Origin of the sequence: Caballeronia hypogeia (assembly GCF_001544875.2) — a bacterium.
In the GTDB taxonomy this organism is placed as follows: Bacteria; Pseudomonadota; Gammaproteobacteria; order Burkholderiales; family Burkholderiaceae; genus Caballeronia; species Caballeronia hypogeia.
In genome coordinates, this window is record NZ_FCOA02000008.1 from 64,261 (window position 1) to 81,772 (window position 17,512).

The following is a 17,512-nucleotide window of genomic DNA, read 5'->3' on the forward strand; positions in this document are numbered from 1 at the left end:
TTTACCGGCTTCGGCACAACGGCTTCCCGAAACGCCGCCGTTCCGCGCTCAAGCGAGCAGCAAATCCGGCCGCCAGACGATGCGGCGCAGCGGACCGTGCGCGGCGCTCGGCGCGGCTTCGCGGTTCACGCCCACGTGCGGCACGAACAGCAGCGATTCACCGACGAACAGTAGCGGCACATCCCGCTTCCATGCCGGCACGCCGCGCTCCTGAAAGAGATTCTTGAGCGTGCGGCTCGGGGCTTCGCCCGCCACGCGCATGCGCTCGCCGCCGGCACGCGCGCGCGCGACGAGCGGCGCCGCGCGCAGCACGCCCTCGCCCACGACATCATCGGCGGGCCATAGCAATTCCGCCGCGGCCCGGAGCACCGGCGAGCCGTCGTCGACATCGGGGGCGTCGCCGCTGTCGCCCGGCTCCCAGTACAGCGTGTTGCGGTACACGCGCAGGCAATGCCCGGCGTGATCGACGCGCAATGCGTGGCCGTCGCGCGCGGCGGCGGCATCGCGCAACTGGCGCAGCATGTCGGCGATACGCGCTGTCGATGCGGCAAGCAATCCGCACGAACGAATCCAGAAACGCATCAGATTGATCGCACGTTCGTCGTCGAATGCGAGCAGCGCGTCGAGCGTGAGCGCACCACGCTCTTCGGGGCTTTCGACCTGCTCCATATCGATGCGGGCGAGTTGATCCAGCAAGCGCTGCGCCGATGCCGCGTGCGACGCCGTGCGTGCGAGCGCATCGCGAAAGCCGGGAAAATGGACCGCGAGCACCGGCAGCACGTCGTGACGCAGCGCGTTGCGCGAGTAGCGCGTATCGGCGTTGGATTCGTCGTCGATCCAGCTCAGGTCCCGCTCGTGCGCGTATTGCTCGAGTTGCGCGCGCAACAGCCGTAGCAACGGTCTGAGACGCGGCAGCCCGCCGTCGAGCCGCTGCGGCGCCATCGCCGCGATACCCGCCACGCCCGCGCCGCGCAACAGTTGCAGCAGCACGGTTTCGGCCTGATCGTCGGCGTGATGCGCGATCATGAGCGCACGCACACCCTGCTCGTCGCAGAGCTCGTCGAGCGCGCGATAACGCGCTTCGCGCGCCGCCGCTTCGAGACTTTCGCCGTTCGCGCGCGGCACATCGACGTGGCGCGACGCGTAACGCACGTCGAGCGACGCCGCGAAGGCGTCGCAATGCGCGTCCCACGCGTTCGCGTTCGGACTCAGACCGTGATGGATGTGGAACGCGACGACGCGCCGTGCGCCGAAACATCGCACGGCGGCATCGAGCAGGACGGTGGAGTCGAGTCCGCCGCTGAGCGCGACGGCGAGAAGTGAATCGGCGGGAAGACTGGCAAGCGAAACCGCCGCGCGCACCGCCTCGAACACGAGGCGGCCGGCCGGGGTTTCGCTATCGGATGTCACGATGAAGTCGCGAGGGAACGGAGCGATGCGCGCATCACGCGCCCGGCATCGATTCCTTGAACTTGCCGTACGCCATCAACTTTTCGAAGCGACGCTCGCGCAGTTCGTTCACGCTCATGCCCTGGAACTGGCGCAGCGAATCGGCGAGCGCGCGGCGCAGCATCGCGGCCATGCCCTTCGGATCGCGATGCGCGCCGCCGAGCGGCTCGTTCACGATTTTATCGATGAGACCAAGCGCCTTCAGACGATGCGCGGTCAGCCCCAGCGCTTCCGCCGCTTCCGGCGCCTTTGCCGCGCTCTTCCACAGGATCGACGCGCAGCCTTCCGGCGAAATCACGGAGTACGTGGAGAACTGCAGCATCATCACGGTATCGGCGACGGCGACCGCCAGCGCGCCGCCCGAACCGCCTTCGCCGATGATCGTGGTGATGATCGGCGTCTTGAGCTCCGCCATCACATACAGATTGCGGCCGATGGCTTCCGACTGCCCGCGCTCTTCCGCGCCGATGCCCGGATACGCACCCGGCGTGTCGACGAACGTGAAGATGGGCAGACCGAATTTCTCAGCTGTGCGCATGAGACGATCGGCCTTGCGATAGCCTTCCGGACGCGGCATGCCGAAGTTGCGCAGCGCGCGCTCCTTCGTGTCACGGCCCTTCTGATGGCCGATCACCATGCACGGCTGGCCGTTGAAGCGCGCCAGACCGCCGACGATCGCGAGGTCGTCCGCGAAGGCCCGGTCGCCATGCAGCTCATGGAAATCGGTGAACAACTCGTTCACATAATCGAGCGTGTACGGACGCTGCGGATGTCGCGCGATTTGCGAAACCTGCCACGGCGACAGGTTGGCGTACAGATCCTTGGTGAGCTGCTGGCTCTTCTTCGACAGCCGATCGATTTCTTCCGAAATATCGACAGCGGAATCGTCCTGAACGAAGCGGAGTTCTTCGATCTTCGCTTCGAGTTCAGCGATCGGCTGCTCGAAATCCAGAAACGTGGTCTTCATGTGTTCGAGTCCTAGAACATCGGGCAGCGCGTATTTTAACCGCGTCCGTCCCTGATAAATGCGCGCGGGAACTATCGATTATAAATCAACGATAGTTCCGCAATCCCCAGTGTATTCAGTGATCGGCAGGAATCGGATTGAGGCTGCGCCACATGTACCACGTCGCGACCGTGCGCCACGGTTCCCAGTTCGCCGCCACTTCACGCGCCTCGCTGCGCGTGACCGGTTCTCCGCTGAAATAGTTGACGCTGATCGCCTGGATCAGACCGAGGTCGTCGAGCGGCAAAATATCCGGACGCGACAGGTTGAAGATCAGGAACATCTCCGCCGTCCATCTGCCGATGCCGCGAATCTGCGTGAGCTCGGCGATCACGGCTTCGTCGTCCATCGACGTCCATGCGTCGACGTGCAACGCGCCCGACTCGAAATGCTGCGCGAGATCGAGGATGTATTCGGCCTTGCGCTTGGACAGCCCGCAAGCCTGCAGCTTCTCGTGACCCAGCTTGATGAAATGCGCCGGATGAACCTCCGGGCACGCGCCTTTTACACGCTCCCAGATGGCTTGCGCCGCCTTCACCGAAATCTGCTGACCGGCCACCGAGCGCGCGAGCGTCGAGAACGGATCGCCCAGATTGACGAGATGAATCTCGCCGAACTTCGGAATCAGCTTCTTGAGGATGCGATCGCGTTTCATGAGATCGGCGCACGCGCGATCCCAGTAGTCGGGACGCGTGACTTCGCGCGTGAGGCCGCCGATCTGCACCGGTACCGCGGCGTCCGACGTGACGACGCGTGACTTGCGCACGACCTCGCCATGCTCCGGAACGAGCGCCTGCGCGCTCGCGCCGGCGCCTGCCACGGCGCGGCCATTGCCCTTCGCGGGCGAGGCGCCGGCCTCTTCGGTGCCGGCCTTCGACGGACGGGCGGCGCCGTTCGGACGCGCCGCCTTGTCTGAAACGGCGGCCGCGCGCCTGACCGCGGTCTTGCGGCCCGCCGTCGCGCTTGCACCATCGATCTTCTGCGTGTTCGTTTTCATTTGCGCGCTGCGCGGTCGCTTCGTTGCGCCCGGCGCATCGCTAACAGACGCGGGTCGCTTGACCGGCGTCTTCCTGGCCGTTGCCATCGTGCCTCCTGCCTGGCGAGTCGATCAGAGGGTTTGAAGGCGCGCGGTCAAACGCGGCGCCATTCGGTCGACCCACCCGGTTTGTCTTCGAGCGCAATTCCGGCTTCGAGCAATGCGGCGCGAATCCGGTCTGCTTCGGCATAGTTCTTCGCCTGCTTGGCGGCGATGCGTTCGGCGATCTTCGCTTCGATCACCTGCGGCGAGAGTCCCTGCTCCGCGCCGGCGCCGCCCGCCTGTTGCAGGAACACGCGCGGCTCACGCCCGAGCAGGCCAAGCACGGCGGCGAGTTCCTTCAGCTGACGGGCAAGCGCGGCGTCGCGCGTGCGGTTCACTTCGCTCGCAAGATCGAACAACACCGACACGGCCACCGGCGTGTTGAAGTCGTCGTTCATCGCAGACTGGAAACGTTGCGCGTTCGACTCGGTCCAGTCAAGTTGCTGATTGTCCGGCTCGACATCTTTCAACGCTGTGTACAGGCGCGTGAGCCCGCTCTTGGCGTCGTCGAGATGCACGTCGCTGTAATTGAGCGGCGACCGATAGTGTGCCCGCGCAATAAAAAAGCGCACCACTTCGGCATCGAATTTTTCGAGCACCTCGCGGATCGTGAAGAAATTGCCGAGCGACTTGGACATCTTCTCGCTGTCGATCTGCACGAAGCCGTTGTGCATCCAGTAGTTCACGAAACGCTTGCCGGTCGCGCCTTCGCTCTGCGCGATCTCGTTCTCGTGATGCGGGAACTGCAGGTCCATGCCGCCGCCGTGGATGTCGAACTGCTCGCCGAGCAAGGTGCAACCCATCGCGGAACATTCGATGTGCCAGCCCGGACGCCCGCGGCCCCACGTCGAGTCCCAGCCGGAGTCGGCGGGCTCGTCCGCCTTGCTCTTTTTCCACAGCACGAAGTCGAGCGGGTCTTCCTTCGCGTCGTTCGCGCTGACGCGCTCGCCCGCGCGCAGGTCTTCGATCGACTTGCCAGACAGCTTGCCGTAGTCGGCGAACTTGCGCACCGCGTAGTTCACGTCGCCGTCCTTCGCCTGATACGCGTAGCCGTTCGCGTGCAGTGCATCGATCATGCCGAGCATTTGCGGAACGAAGTCGGTCGCGCGCGGCTCGATGTCCGCGCGCGCGACGCCCAGCGCGTCCATGTCCTCGTGCATCGCCGCGATGAAACGCTCGGTGAGCGCCTTGATCGGCTCGCCGTTCTCGACGGCGCGGCGAATGATCTTGTCGTCGATGTCGGTAATGTTGCGTACGTACGTGACCTTGTAGCCTAGCGTGCGCAGCCAGCGCTGCACGATGTCGAACACGACGAACATGCGCGCATGACCCACATGGCAATAGTCATACACCGTGATTCCGCAGACATACATGCGCACCTCGCCTTCGCGAAGCGGCGTGAAGGGTTGCTTGTCACGGGCAAGCGTGTTGTAGATGCGCAGCGAATTCATAGCAGGCGAAGCATGGGCCGGAATCAACCGTGTTGGGACGCAAGCGGCGTGCGCGATGGATGCGTACGGGAGCGAAGAGACCCACACGCGAGCGCGAACACGACGGTCATGCGACCAGGACGGAGACGGCCACGAGTGGCGAAGGAAAGTCTGTCGTCGACGCGATGCGCGCCGCCCGATGGCTGCGCGCAAGACACGTGCGCGGGACGTGCAGACCTTTTGTTAGAATGGCTCGGAGTATAACACCGGGACCTGAGCCTATGAAATCTCGAAGCGGCCGCGCGGCGGGCGTCGCAAGCCGCGCGCCGGGCCAGGCAGACAGCCTTGCCGGACCACATGCCGCATCGGGCATTGTTGCTCGCGCCGCACGTTTTGCGTCGCAGTGCACGCCGTCTCTCTCGCCGCTTTGCCGGCTTCTTTCGCTGCATCATTCATTGACCCGATTCCAAGTGACTCATCGCAAAGCGAGCACGCCTTCGCAACTTCGTCGCCGGCTCTCCGCCCGGACCTTCGGCACTTTCAGCACCTTCACGGCGCACACGTTCGCCTGCGCGGCCATCGGTTTTGCTGCGTGCATCGGCACGTCGGGCGCGGCGCTCGCGCAAGTGTCGCCCGCCACGCGCGACGACACTCCGCAGATCGACGCGGCCATCGCCAACAAGGACTGGAACGACGCGCTCAAGCAACTCGATGCGCGCATCGCGAGCAATCCGCGCGACGTGCAGGCGAAGTTCAAGCGCGCCACCGTGCTCGCGCGCCTGAACCGCGACGACGAAGCAATCGCCGCGTTCACCGAACTCACGCAGGCGTACCCCGAATTGCCGGAGCCCTACAACAATCTGGCCGCGCTCTATGCGAAGAAGGGACGCTATGAGGACGCACGCGCCGCGCTCGAAACGGCGGTGAAGGCGAACCCCGGCTACGCGCTCGCCTACGACAATCTCGGCGATCTTTATCTGCGGCTCGCGCTCGAATCGTACAAGCGCGCGCAATCGCTCGGCTCGAAGAGTCCGCTCACAAGCCAGCGCATCGCGGGCATCCGCAACATCTACACGCCGCCGCCGAAGAAGCGCGCGGGCGCGGCAGCGGCGGCGTCGGGCGCATCGGTTCCGAACGCCGACGAATGGGCGCCGGCCTCGGGCGTCAGCGGCACGACCAGCGGAACCACGTCGTCGATGCCATCGCCCGATCAATTCTCGCCGTTCGGCGGCCCGACCAGTCCGCTGCCGACCACGCCCTATGCAGCCCCTCAAGCCCAGCCCTGAGCAAACGGACTTGCGCGCGCGATAAGCTGTCGCCGCGCCCCCGTTCGCGGCCGACGCATTGTCTTCACCACACGAGGATCGATCCTTCATGAAATTCCTGATGTTGTCGCTTACGAGCGCCGCCCTGATCGCGAGCGCACCGGCGTTCGCCCAGCCGAACGCGCAGGCCGCGCATCCCACCGTGCTCATCAAGACCACGCAAGGCGACATCAAGGTCGAGTTGTATCCCGAGAAAGCGCCGAAGTCGGTCGCGAACTTTCTCGATTACGTGAAGTCCGGTCAATACAGCGGCACGATCTTTCATCGCGTGATTCCGGGCTTCATGATCCAGGGCGGCGGCTACAGCACGAGCTTCGCCGAGAAGCCGACCCGCGCGCCGATTCCGCTCGAAAGCAGGAACGGCCTGAAGAACGTCACGGGCACGCTGGCGATGGCGCGCACGAGCGACCCGAACTCGGCCACGGCCCAGTTCTTCATCAATACGGTCGATAATGCGGGTCTCGACTATCCGAGCCCGGATGGCAACGGCTACGCCGTGTTCGGCAAGGTCGTCGCGGGCATGGATGTCGTGAAGAAGATCGAAGGCAGCCCGACCACCACGCGCGGCCCGATGCAGGACGTGCCGCAGAAGCCGACCGTGATCGAGTCGGCCACCGTGGTCTCGCAGTAACCGCAAGCACCTGTCGCTAACCTGGCGCGCGGCGCGCCAGGGCTCAATCAAACACATTGGAGAGAACATCATCATGGTTGAACTGCATACGAACCACGGCGTCATCAAGCTCGAACTGAACGCCGAAAAAGCGCCGAAGTCCGTCGAGAACTTCCTCAACTACGTGAAGAAGGGCCATTACGACAACACGGTGTTCCATCGCGTGATCGACGGCTTCATGATCCAGGGCGGCGGCTTCGAGCCGGGCATGAAGCAAAAGCCGACCGACGCGCCGATCGACAACGAAGCCAACAATGGCCTCGCGAACGAGAACGGCACGATCGCGATGGCGCGCACCAACGACCCGCACTCGGCAACGGCGCAGTTCTTCATCAACGTGAAGGACAACGACTTCCTGAACCACTCGTCGCCGACGCCGCAAGGCTGGGGATACACGGTGTTCGGCCGTGTCGTCGAAGGCATGGACGTGGTCGAGAAGATCAAGAAGGTCAAGACCGGCTCGAAGGGCTTCCATCAGGACGTGCCGGTCGACGACGTGGTGATCGAGAAGGCCGTCGTGGTCTGATCCCGGTCATTGCATGATCGACACGACTTCTTTCGATCGCGAAGCAGCGGGCGCAGCGAAACAGGCGCGCCCGCTGTTTTTCATTTCCGACCTGCACCTCTCCGAGGCGATCCCGAACACGGTCGCCGCGTTCGAGCACTTCATCGAGGTCACCGCGGGCGAGGCGGATTCCGTCTTCATCCTGGGCGATCTGTTCGAATTCTGGATCGGCGACGACATCCTCGACGCCCCCGACACCGACGCGCGAGCGAACTTCGCGCGCCGCATGACGCGCCTCATGCATACGCTCTCCGAGCGCGGCATCGGGCTGTATGTGATGCACGGCAATCGCGACTTCCTGCTGGGCAAGCGCTTCATGAAGGAGGCGGGGGCAATGCCGCTGCCCGACCCGTTCATGATCACTGCGTTCGGCAAGCGCATCCTGCTCGCGCACGGCGATGGTCTGTGCACCGCGGATCGCGCGTATCAAGCCTTTCGCAAAGTCGCGCGCAACAAGCTGGCGCAGCGCCTCTTTCTCGCGCTGCCGCTCGACACGCGTCTGGGCATCGGCCAGCGCATGCGCTCGAAGAGCGAGGGCGCGCGCGTGACGGGCATATCCTCGAAATACGACGTGACGAGGAAAGCAGTATCCGAGCTCTTCGTCAACAGCCGCACGCACACGCTGATTCACGGCCACACGCATCGGCCGGCGATGCATCGAGAAGTGGAAGGCGTGCGCTGGGTGCTGCCCGACTGGGAACTGGACGTCGATCCGCCGCGCGGCGGCTACTTGCGCCTCGACGAAGGCGGCCTGCACGCGCTGCCGCTCTAGCGTCTCTTCAGCGTTCGAGCGGCGCCGCGCGCTCCTCGCTCGCCTTGCCGTCCATCGATGTGCACAGGCGCTTGAGATCGACGAGCGCGGCGCCATCGACCACATTCAACGCCTCCACCCGCGCGCCGAGCCGCTCCAGCGCCGCGACGATTTCATCGACGCGCTGCGTCTGCGTCGATGCGTGATCGATCAGTCCATGGATGGCGAGCGAGACCGGATCGTCGGCGTTCGGCGTGATGCCGTAAGCGCAGAAGCCTTCGCGCACGGTTTCCTTCGGCTTGGCGACGGCCGGCATCACGATGCGCGCCGGATTGCCGACCGCCGTGCCGCCCGCCGGCACCGGCTTCACGACCACCGCGTTCGAACCGATCTTCGCCTGCGCGCCGACAGTGAAGCCGCCGAGCACTTTCGCGCCCGCGCCGACGATCACGCCCGGTCCGAGCGTCGGATGACGCTTCGCACCGCGCGTAAGCGACGTGCCGCCGAGCGTCACGCCCTGATAGATGGTGCAGTCGTCACCGATTTCCGCCGTCTCGCCGATCACCACGCCCATGCCGTGGTCGATGAACACGCGCCGTCCGAGCGTCGCGCCCGGATGGATCTCGATGCCGGTGAGAAAGCGCGCGACCTGCGACACGAAACGCCCGAGCCAGCGCCACTGCGCGCGCCAGCACGCGTTCGCCGCGCGATGCAGCACGATGGCGTGCAGCCCCGGATAACAGGTGACGACTTCGAAGGCGCTGCGGGCGGCGGGATCGCGCTCGCGGATGGCGGCGATGTCTTCGCGAAGTCGGTCGAACATGGCGATATCTCTGACGGGGGAATGGGCGCGCGTTTCGGCGCTCGAAACGCAAAGCACGAAACGCGCAAAGCTTATATCGGCGTTCGCCGTTTTTCGCCGATTGTAGGACGCGCGCGCGGAGTCTGCTTTATGCCCACGATGCCAGCGCGGTCGCTGTCACTGCGCAATCTCATCGTTCAATCGAAAGCACGCGCGTTCAGTCTTTCTTCGTGCGCAGGATGTGCTTGGCGATGCCGCGCAGGATATTGACCTCTTCGCGCTCCAGCCCGGCGCGCGCAAACATCCGCCGCACGCGCGACATCAGTTTTTTCGGATTGGCCGGATCGAGAAAATCGAGCGCGACGAGCGCCTGCTCGAGATGCCCGTACATGCCTTCGATTTCTTCGCTCGACGCGCTCTGGCCCGTCGATTCGACCACGGCGAGCGTGTTCGCGGGCGCCTGGAACGCGAGCCGCAGTTCGTAGGCGAGCACCTGGACCGCCTGCGCGAGATTGAGCGAGCTGTACGCGGGATTGGCCGGAATATGCGCGAGCGCGCTGCAACGCTCGACGTCGACGTTGGAAAGCCCGGTGCGCTCGTTGCCGAACACCAGCGCGATGTCGCCGTGGCGCACGAACTCATGCGCGCGTTCGGCGAGCGCGCGCGGCGGCATCTGCGGCGGGCCGTATTCGCGCATGCGCGCGGTCAGCGCGACCGACCAGTGCACGCCGACGAGCGCATCGGCGAGCGTATCGACGACGTGCGCGGAGGCGAGTACATCGTCGGCGCCGGAGGCCATCGCGATGGCTTCGGGCTCGTTCTTGACATCGGCCACGCGCGGGGCGACCAGCACGAGGCGGGAGAAGCCCATCGTCTTCAGCGCGCGCGCCGCGGCGCCGACATTGCCCGGATGACTCGGCTCGACGAGGATGAAGCGCGTGGACGTGAAGCCGCCAGCGGGCGCGGAAAGGTCGTTGGGTTCCAAGGCTTGAATCGTGCTGAAAGCGGTGTGAGCGGGAACCGGTTATGTTAGCGCGCTTTGCCGACGCACCTCAAACTCGTGCTCATGCACGCGGCTTTGCGGCGAGTTTCGGGTAAAATGGCCCCTTCGCGCGCGCCGCGAGCGGTTTTTGAAGTCAGTCGAACCTTCGCGCGAACGCCCCGCTCTTATTCAATTCGTCTTTCGTCGACACAGTCGTTGTCGCCACTATTTCCGTCCGCATCACGATGCCGGGCGGTCAAAGGATTTCGCTCATGCATCCGATGCTCAATATCGCTGTCAAGGCCGCGCGCCGCGCCGGACAGATCATCAACCGCGCGTCGCTCGATCTGGACCGGCTCCAGGTCAGCAAGAAACAGCACAACGACTTCGTGACGGAAGTCGACAAGGCGTCCGAAGCCGCGATCATCGAGACGCTGCACACCGCCTATCCCGATCACAACATTCTCGCCGAGGAATCGGGCGAGGATTATCGCGAGTCCGAGTTCCAGTGGATCATCGATCCGCTCGACGGCACCACCAACTTCATCCACGGCTTCCAGTATTACTGCGTGTCGATCGCGCTCGCGCACAAGGGCGTCGTGCAGCAGGCCGTCGTCTACGATCCGACGCGCAACGACCTGTTCACGGCGTCGCGCGGCCGTGGCGCCTATCTGAACGAGCGCCGCATTCGCGTGGGCAAGCTCGATCGTCTGTCGGATGCGCTGATCGGCACGGGCTTCCCGTTCCGCGACGGTCAGGGCCTCAACGGCTACATGCGCCTCTTCAGCGAAATGACGCTTTCCTGTGCGGGCCTGCGCCGTCCGGGCGCGGCCGCGCTCGATCTCGCCAACGTCGCGGCCGGCCGGCTCGACGGCTTCTTCGAACAGGGCATCCACCCGTGGGACGTCGCGGCGGGCAGCCTGATCGTGACGGAAGCGGGCGGACTGGTCGGCAACTACACCGGCGAATCGGACTTCCTGTTCAAGAACGAAATCGTCGCCGCGAATCCGAAGGTCTACGCGCAGATGGTCAAGATTCTCGACATGTACTCGCGCACGCGTCTGACTGGCGAATAAGTCACATCCATCCAGGGGCGCGTCTTGCGCCCCTTTTTGCCTCTGTCCGCTCCGCCTCCGGGCGCGTCCCCTGCTCTGCAATGAATGCGGGGCTCCGTTACAGTGCAATCTTTTGCCCTTTCGGTTCGAAGCCGGCTCGCGCTTCATTCCACTGTTCCCCGTTTTTCCGCCGCGCGCCGCGCAAAACGCAAGGCCCGGCCAGCTCGCCCATGAAAAAAGGCTTCTACACGATCATCGCCGCGCAGTTCGTTTCGTCGCTCGCCGACAATGCGCTCCTGATCGCCGCGATCGCCATGCTCGCCGTCGTGCATTCGGCGCCGTGGGTCACGCCGCTGTTGCAGATCTTCTTCACGATTTCGTATGTGGTGCTCGCGCCCTTCGTCGGCGCATTCGCCGATGCGATCCAGAAGCGCCACGTCATGTTCATCTCGAACGCGCTCAAGGCCGGCGGCTGCGCGATGATGATCGCGGGTGTGCATCCGATGCTCGCGTATGGCGTCGTGGGTCTGGGCGCGGCGGCGTATTCGCCGGCGAAATACGGCATCCTCACCGAGCTTCTGCCGCCGCAGAAGCTGATCGCGGCGAACGCGTGGCTCGAATCCGCGACCGTCGGCTCGACGATTCTCGGCACCGTGATCGGCGGGGCGCTCGTGAGCCAGGTCGTCGGGCGCTGGGTCGCGCACGCGCATCTGCCATTCATGAGCACGGCCGCGCACGCCGCGCTCTTCACGGTGATGATCATTTACGCGTCGGCGGCGCTCATCAACGGGTTCATTCCGGACACCGGCGCGCGCTATCCCAACCTTTTGAGCGAGCCGACGAAGCTCGTCCACGATTTCTCGCACTGCTTCAAGGTGCTGTGGCGCGACAAGCTCGCGCAGATCGCGCTGTGGGTCACGACGCTCCTGTGGGGCGCTGCCGTCACATTGCAGTTGCTGGTGCTCAAGTGGGCCGACGCGAATCTCGGGCTGTCGCTGTCCAAGGCCGCGGTGCTGCAGGGCGTGACAGGTCTGGGCATCGCGCTGGGCGCGGCGGCGGCGTCCGCCTGGATCGTGCTGCGTCAGTCGCTGAAAGTGCTGCCGGTCGGCGTGCTGATCGGCGCGGTGGCGGTCGCGATGGCGTTCTACAACAAGGACCTGTTCCCGGCGGGCGCCGGCGTCCAGATCGGGTCGTATTTCGCGCCGGCGTACATTCTGATGGCGTATCCGCTGATGATCGCGCTCGGCGGCCTGTCGGGCTTTTTCATCGTACCGATGAACGCGATCCTGCAGCATCGCGGCGCGACCCTGCTGTCCGCCGGGCATTCCATCGCGGTGCAAAACTTCAACCAGAACATCGCGGTGCTCTCGATGCTCGGCGCCTACGCGCTGCTTTTGACGATCAAGGTGCCGGTGCAGTGGATCATCGTCGTGTTCGGCGCCTTCGTCTGTCTGATGATGGCGCTGGCGATGCGCCGCCACACCCAAAACGAGCGCGACACGGACCTGGTTGCACTGGTCGAGGAATGATCCTTGCTCGAAGGTGTATTCTGGGTTCATGCCCCGACGCCGGCCGACGACGATGACAGGGAGGAAACGCGGGCGGCGGACGTCGGTCGTCAAGCTGTAAGCGGCACGCCATGGCGAGGCGCTTCCCGCCTGCCGGCGTCATACATTCCTCGGCAACGTCAAAAAGGAGCAAGGAAATGGGATTGTTCACACGTTCGACGCTCGACAGCAAAATCAATGGCGCAGCCAATATGGGCGAGCGCGCGGTGCGCGGTGCGAGCGACGCGGTCGATTCGGCCAGCAGCCAGTTGCGCAGCCTCCTCGACGATCTGGAAAGCTCGATCTCGGGCGCCAAGGACATCGATGCGGACAAGCTGCGAAAAGAACTGCAATCGAAACTGAAAACCGCCCGTTCGCAGATGAACGGCGCCGGTGGCGTGATCGCCGACAAGCTGAACGATGCAGCCGGTTACGCCGATGACTTCGTGCACGACAAGCCGTGGCACACGCTCGGCGCGGTGGCGGGACTCGCGCTGCTCGTCGGCTATCTCGCAGGGCGCGCGTGACGGGTTCTCCCGACATGACGTTTTCCCGCCAGGACGACGTCCGGTCGTTCCGGCGGCGCGCGCCTTTCCTGCCTTGATGCAGGCGCTTGCGCGCGTCCGGTTCCTCATTCGTTGGCCATCCGGCCGACTCCGCCTTCCCCATCCGACAGGTTAAACTCATGCCCTATCGGCTGATCAGCGGCCGGCGCACGTCGCGCCCGGCCGTTTGATCGCACCGGCTCTCACCGCACGCAAGATGGGCAATCACACGGCAACTCCCGACACCTCCTCCGATACCACCGCGCCGCTCGCGGACCTGTCGCAGCACACGCCGATGATGCAGCAGTACCTGCGCATCAAGGCGGAGCATCCCGGCACGCTGGTCTTCTACCGGATGGGCGATTTTTACGAGCTTTTCTTCGACGATGCGGAAAAAGCCGCGCGCCTGCTCGATCTCACGCTCACGCAGCGCGGCGCCTCGGGCGGCAATCCGATCCGGATGGCCGGCGTGCCGCATCACGCATGCGAGCAATACCTTGCGAAGCTGGTGAAGCTGGGCGAGTCTGTCGCGATCTGCGAGCAGATCGGCGATCCGGCCACATCGAAGGGTCCGGTCGAGCGCAAGGTGGTGCGCGTGGTCACCCCGGGCACGCTGACCGACGCGGCCCTGCTCTCCGACAAAAGCGATGTCTATCTGCTCGCGCTGTGTCCCGCCCACAACCGGCGTGGCGGCGTGACGAGCGTCGGCCTCGCGTGGCTCAATCTCGCGAGCGGCGCGCTGCGGCTCGCCGAAGTCGCGCCCGGACAGGTGAGCGCCGCGCTCGAACGCATTCGCCCGGCCGAGACGCTCATCGCCGATTCGATCACGGACATGCAGGCATCGCTCGGCGTGACGAATCCCGGCGCGACCACGCGCGTGCCGGCATGGCACTTCGACGTCGGCTCGGGCACGCAGCGGCTGCGCGAGCAGCTCGATGTCGCGAGCCTGGACGGCTTCGGCGCGCAGACGCTCACCTGCGCCTGCGGCGCGGCCGGCGCGCTGCTGCTCTACGCCGCCGCCACGCAAGGCCAGCAGTTGCGTCACGTGCGCAGCCTGAAGGTCGAATACGAGTCCGAATACATTGGGCTCGACCCCGCCACGCGGCGCAATCTCGAACTCACCGAAACCCTCCGCGGCACCGAATCGCCGACGCTGTTCTCGCTGCTCGACACGTGCTGCACGACCATGGGCAGCCGCCTCCTGCGCCACTGGCTGCATCATCCGCCGCGCGACGCATCGATCGCGCAGGCACGCCAGCAGGCGATCGGCGCGCTGCTCGACGCGCCCATGAGCGGCGGCCTCGACACGTTACGCAGCGCACTGCGCAAGATCTCGGATATCGAACGCATCACGGGGCGGCTCGCGTTGCTGTCGGCGAGGCCGCGTGATCTTTCCAGCCTGCGCGATACCTTCACCGCGCTGCCCGAACTGCGCGCGCTGGTCACGAACGTGGCCGCGCATACGCACGCGCTGGAACGCATCGACGCCGCGCTCGAACCGCCGCACGAATGCCTCGATCTGCTGACGAACGCCATCGCGCCCGAGCCCGCCGCGCTGATTCGCGATGGCGGAGTGATCGCGCGCGGCTACGATCCCGATCTCGACGAACTGCGCGATATTTCGGAGAACTGCGATCAGTTCCTGATCGATCTGGAAGCGCGCGAGCGCACGCGCACCGGCATCGCGAATCTGCGAGTCGAGTACAACAAGGTGCACGGCTTCTATATCGAAGTGACGCGCGGGCAGACCGACAAGGTGCCGGACGACTATCGCCGCCGTCAGACGCTCAAGAACGCGGAACGCTACATCACGCCGGAACTGAAGACGTTCGAGGACAAGGCGCTGTCGGCGCAGGAACGCGCGCTGGCCCGCGAGCGCGCGCTCTACGACGCGCTCCTGCAGAACCTGCTGCCCTTCATCGCGGATTGCCAGCGCGTCGCGGGCGCGCTCGCGGAACTCGATCTCCTGTGCGCCTTCGCCGAACGCGCCCGCGCTCTCGACTGGGTCGCGCCGGAATTCACGGCCGATGCGGGCATCGACATCGAACAGGGACGGCATCCCGTCGTCGAGGCGCAGGTCGAGCAGTTCATCGCCAATGACTGCTGTCTCAGCCAGGACCGCAAGCTTCTGCTGATCACCGGTCCGAACATGGGCGGTAAATCCACCTTCATGCGTCAGACCGCGCTGATCGCGCTGATGGCGCACGTGGGCAGCTACGTGCCCGCGAAGCGCGCGCGGTTCGGTGCGCTCGATCGCATCTTCACGCGTATCGGCGCGGCGGACGATCTCGCGGGCGGTCGCTCGACCTTCATGGTCGAGATGACCGAAGCAGCGGCGATTCTCAACGACGCGAGCGCATCGAGCCTCGTGCTGATGGACGAGATCGGGCGCGGCACTTCGACCTTCGACGGCCTCGCGCTCGCGTGGGCCATCGCGCGGCATCTGCTCACGCACAACGCGTGCTATACGCTGTTCGCGACGCATTACTTCGAACTCACGCAGTTGCCAACCGAGTTCGCGCAGGCGGCGAACGTGCATCTGTCGGCGGTCGAGCACGATCACGGCATCGTGTTTTTGCACGCGGTGAGCGAAGGTCCGGCCAATCAGAGTTACGGACTGCAGGTCGCGCAACTCGCGGGCGTGCCTGCGCCGGTGATCCGCGCGGCGCGCAGGCATCTCGTGCATCTGGAGCAGCAGTCGATCGGTCAGCCCACCGCGCAGTTCGATCTGTTCGCGAGCCAGCCCCCCGTGCCTTACGTCGATGAAGACGAGCCGCAAGCGAGCGAAGCGCCCGAGCATCCCGTGATGCAAAAGCTGCGCGCACTCGATCCGAACGATCTGCGTCCGCGCGATGCGCTCGATCTGCTATACGAACTGCATGAACTGGCGAACGATCCGCCGGATGTCTCGCGTTGAGCCAAACGTCATGGCGGTGGCCGCGCGACTGAGCTGCGCCGCCGCGATCATAGCCGCGCTCGCGTACGGCGCGACTCCGCATGCACATGCCGAGAACAGCGAGCCGCTCGGCTTCGCCGTGATCGCCGACGCGCTCACCCGCCCCGCCGACGAAGCGCCGGTGCGGCGCATGCTCGACGCCATCGCGCGCGATGCGAACGTCGCGTTCATCGTCTATGACGGCAATTTCAAGGGCGCATCGGAGCAGTGCCGCGACGGCATCTATCAGGCGCGGCACGATCTGCTCGATGCGTCGCGCACGCCGCTCGTGATGCTGCCCGGGCAACACGACTGGGCCGATTGCGGTTCCGCGCACGCGGGCGGTTACGATCCGGTCGAACGTCTCGACTTCATCCGTCAGCTCTTCTTCGCCGATGCAAGCTCGCTCGGACAAAACCCGCTGACACTCTCGCGCGAAAGCGATGTCGCGCGCTTCCGCACCTTCCGCGAGATCGTGCGCTGGCAGTCGCAGGGAGTCGCGTTCATCGGCCTCAATGCGCCGAGCCCGAACAACCACTATCTGACCGCGGGCGGGCGCAATGGCGAATTCGAGGATCGCGCGGTCGCGACCACGTTCTGGCTCGAGCACGCGGCCGAAACGGCGCGGCGCTCCGACATGCGCGCACTCGTGATCCTGCTTCAGGGTGATCCGGATTTCTCGCGCTACGAACGGCGCGAACGCTTCGCGTGGTTGCGCTTCTCGCACTCGAGCCAGCCGCGCGATGGCTTTCTCGAACTCAAGCGCAGTCTCGTGAAGGCGGCGGACATCTTTCGCGGGCCGGTCATCGTGATTCACGCCTCCGAAGCGCCCGAGCCGAACGGCTTTCGTATCGACCAGCCCTTGCGCAACGACAAGGGCTTGATCGTCACGAATCTCACGCGTATTGCGATCGCGTTCAAGCGGCCGCAATCGCAATGGCTCGAAGTGCAGACCGATGCGCAATGGCATCCGCCGTTTCGCCTGCGCGTGCGCGATACGAAGGACGTGCGCGCGCGTGAGCCCGTCGAGCCGCAGAGCGAGCCGCCCGCGCAGTCGAGCGCGCCTTATGCGCCCTATCCCATGCCTTCTTCCGCGCCCGCATCGGCGCCCGCGCCGGAACCCACGTTGCCCGCATCGATGCCGCCGGCGCTGCCCCGCAACGACTTGCCGGAATCCTTGCCCGCGCCGCCGTCGATGCCGATGCCCGCTTCCGACCTGCCGCCCATCCTCACGCCGCCGCAATCCTTGCCGCCGCTCTATCCGGTGCCAGCATCCGGCGTGCAGAACGGCGGGTAAGCCGGGCGCGATCCGTGCGCGCAAAAAAAAAGCGCAGCCGAAGCTGCGCTTTCTTCAATGTACGGTGCGTTCAGT

15 protein-coding genes are annotated in these 17,512 nt (G+C 65.2%); 9 read left to right on the forward strand and 6 right to left on the reverse strand.

Features of this window, described 5'->3' with window-relative positions:
• Window positions 1-48: 48 nt before the first annotated feature.
• From tilS to cysS, 4 genes are all read right to left on the reverse strand, one after another.
• Window positions 49-1,410 carry a tRNA lysidine(34) synthetase TilS gene (gene tilS / locus AWB79_RS14515; protein WP_061168119.1) on the reverse strand — a complete coding sequence of 454 codons (1,362 nt, stop codon included), beginning with the start codon at window positions 1,408-1,410 and terminating at the stop codon, window positions 49-51.
• A 34-nt stretch (window positions 1,411-1,444) separates the two neighbouring features.
• Complete coding sequence (locus tag AWB79_RS14520) at window positions 1,445-2,416, reverse strand: acetyl-CoA carboxylase carboxyltransferase subunit alpha (protein WP_061168120.1); 972 nt, start codon at window positions 2,414-2,416, stop codon at window positions 1,445-1,447.
• Window positions 2,417-2,531: 115 nt separating this feature from the next.
• A complete protein-coding gene (locus tag AWB79_RS14525; protein WP_061168121.1) occupies window positions 2,532-3,539 on the reverse strand; it encodes an endonuclease III domain-containing protein in 1,008 nt (335 codons plus the stop codon).
• Between the two features lie 47 nt (window positions 3,540-3,586).
• The gene (gene cysS / locus AWB79_RS14530) at window positions 3,587-4,984 is read right to left on the reverse strand and encodes a cysteine--tRNA ligase (protein WP_061168122.1); all 1,398 of its coding nucleotides are present in this window, start codon (window positions 4,982-4,984) and stop codon (window positions 3,587-3,589) included.
• A 557-nt stretch (window positions 4,985-5,541) separates the two neighbouring features.
• Between cysS and AWB79_RS14535 the strand changes: the two genes are divergently transcribed.
• From AWB79_RS14535 to AWB79_RS14550, 4 genes are all read left to right on the forward strand, one after another.
• Complete coding sequence (locus AWB79_RS14535) at window positions 5,542-6,249, forward strand: tetratricopeptide repeat protein (RefSeq protein ID WP_061168274.1); 708 nt, start codon at window positions 5,542-5,544, stop codon at window positions 6,247-6,249.
• Between the two features lie 88 nt (window positions 6,250-6,337).
• Window positions 6,338-6,919: a peptidylprolyl isomerase gene (locus tag AWB79_RS14540; protein ID WP_061168123.1), complete on the forward strand. Its 582-nt coding sequence runs from the start codon at window positions 6,338-6,340 to the stop codon at window positions 6,917-6,919.
• 73 nt (window positions 6,920-6,992) lie between these two features.
• Window positions 6,993-7,484 carry a peptidylprolyl isomerase gene (locus tag AWB79_RS14545; RefSeq protein WP_061168124.1) on the forward strand — a complete coding sequence of 164 codons (492 nt, stop codon included), beginning with the start codon at window positions 6,993-6,995 and terminating at the stop codon, window positions 7,482-7,484.
• A gap of 13 nt (window positions 7,485-7,497) precedes the next feature.
• Window positions 7,498-8,295: a UDP-2,3-diacylglucosamine diphosphatase gene (locus tag AWB79_RS14550; RefSeq protein WP_061168125.1), complete on the forward strand. Its 798-nt coding sequence runs from the start codon at window positions 7,498-7,500 to the stop codon at window positions 8,293-8,295.
• Between the two features lie 7 nt (window positions 8,296-8,302).
• Here AWB79_RS14550 and cysE read toward each other — a convergent pair whose 3' ends face one another.
• Together cysE and AWB79_RS14560 are read right to left on the reverse strand one after the other, a co-directional pair.
• Window positions 8,303-9,097 (reverse strand): serine O-acetyltransferase, encoded by a 795-nt coding sequence (gene cysE, locus AWB79_RS14555; protein ID WP_061168126.1) that lies wholly within the window; start codon window positions 9,095-9,097, stop codon window positions 8,303-8,305.
• Window positions 9,098-9,293: 196 nt separating this feature from the next.
• Entirely contained in the window at window positions 9,294-10,061 is a 768-nt protein-coding gene (locus AWB79_RS14560) for an RNA methyltransferase (RefSeq protein WP_061168127.1), read from the reverse strand.
• Window positions 10,062-10,330: 269 nt separating this feature from the next.
• Between AWB79_RS14560 and AWB79_RS14565 the strand changes: the two genes are divergently transcribed.
• The 5 genes from AWB79_RS14565 (at window position 10,331) to AWB79_RS14585 (ending at window position 17,437) form a co-directional block, all read left to right on the forward strand.
• Window positions 10,331-11,134 carry an inositol monophosphatase family protein gene (locus AWB79_RS14565; RefSeq protein WP_061168275.1) on the forward strand — a complete coding sequence of 268 codons (804 nt, stop codon included), beginning with the start codon at window positions 10,331-10,333 and terminating at the stop codon, window positions 11,132-11,134.
• A gap of 209 nt (window positions 11,135-11,343) precedes the next feature.
• Window positions 11,344-12,642, forward strand: coding sequence for a lysophospholipid transporter LplT (gene lplT / locus AWB79_RS14570; RefSeq protein ID WP_061168128.1), 1,299 nt, complete (start codon window positions 11,344-11,346; stop codon window positions 12,640-12,642).
• Between the two features lie 176 nt (window positions 12,643-12,818).
• Complete coding sequence (locus AWB79_RS14575; protein WP_061168129.1) at window positions 12,819-13,187, forward strand: ElaB/YgaM/YqjD family protein; 369 nt, start codon at window positions 12,819-12,821, stop codon at window positions 13,185-13,187.
• Window positions 13,188-13,422: 235 nt separating this feature from the next.
• A complete protein-coding gene (gene mutS, locus AWB79_RS14580; RefSeq protein WP_061168130.1) occupies window positions 13,423-16,122 on the forward strand; it encodes a DNA mismatch repair protein MutS in 2,700 nt (899 codons plus the stop codon).
• Window positions 16,109-17,437 carry a hypothetical protein gene (locus tag AWB79_RS14585; RefSeq protein ID WP_232470909.1) on the forward strand — a complete coding sequence of 443 codons (1,329 nt, stop codon included), beginning with the start codon at window positions 16,109-16,111 and terminating at the stop codon, window positions 17,435-17,437. The genes mutS and AWB79_RS14585 overlap by 14 nt, the downstream gene beginning before the upstream one ends.
• Window positions 17,438-17,512 lie beyond the last annotated feature (75 nt).

Bases quoted from the DNA above. Each gene is read 5' to 3' on its own strand.
- AWB79_RS14520 (WP_061168120.1), bottom strand. From the start codon at position 2,416: ATGAAGACCACGTTTCTGGATTTCGAGCAGCCGATCGCTGAACTCGAA.
- AWB79_RS14525 (WP_061168121.1), bottom strand. From the start codon at position 3,539: ATGGCAACGGCCAGGAAGACGCCGGTCAAGCGACCCGCGTCTGTTAGC.
- cysS (WP_061168122.1), bottom strand. From the start codon at position 4,984: ATGAATTCGCTGCGCATCTACAACACGCTTGCCCGTGACAAGCAACCC.
- AWB79_RS14540 (WP_061168123.1), top strand. From the start codon at position 6,338: ATGAAATTCCTGATGTTGTCGCTTACGAGCGCCGCCCTGATCGCGAGC.
- AWB79_RS14545 (WP_061168124.1), top strand. From the start codon at position 6,993: ATGGTTGAACTGCATACGAACCACGGCGTCATCAAGCTCGAACTGAAC.
- AWB79_RS14550 (WP_061168125.1), top strand. From the start codon at position 7,498: ATGATCGACACGACTTCTTTCGATCGCGAAGCAGCGGGCGCAGCGAAA.
- cysE (WP_061168126.1), bottom strand. From the start codon at position 9,097: ATGTTCGACCGACTTCGCGAAGACATCGCCGCCATCCGCGAGCGCGAT.
- AWB79_RS14565 (WP_061168275.1), top strand. From the start codon at position 10,331: ATGCATCCGATGCTCAATATCGCTGTCAAGGCCGCGCGCCGCGCCGGA.
- lplT (WP_061168128.1), top strand. From the start codon at position 11,344: ATGAAAAAAGGCTTCTACACGATCATCGCCGCGCAGTTCGTTTCGTCG.
- AWB79_RS14575 (WP_061168129.1), top strand. From the start codon at position 12,819: ATGGGATTGTTCACACGTTCGACGCTCGACAGCAAAATCAATGGCGCA.
- mutS (WP_061168130.1), top strand. From the start codon at position 13,423: ATGGGCAATCACACGGCAACTCCCGACACCTCCTCCGATACCACCGCG.
- AWB79_RS14585 (WP_232470909.1), top strand. From the start codon at position 16,109: ATGTCTCGCGTTGAGCCAAACGTCATGGCGGTGGCCGCGCGACTGAGC.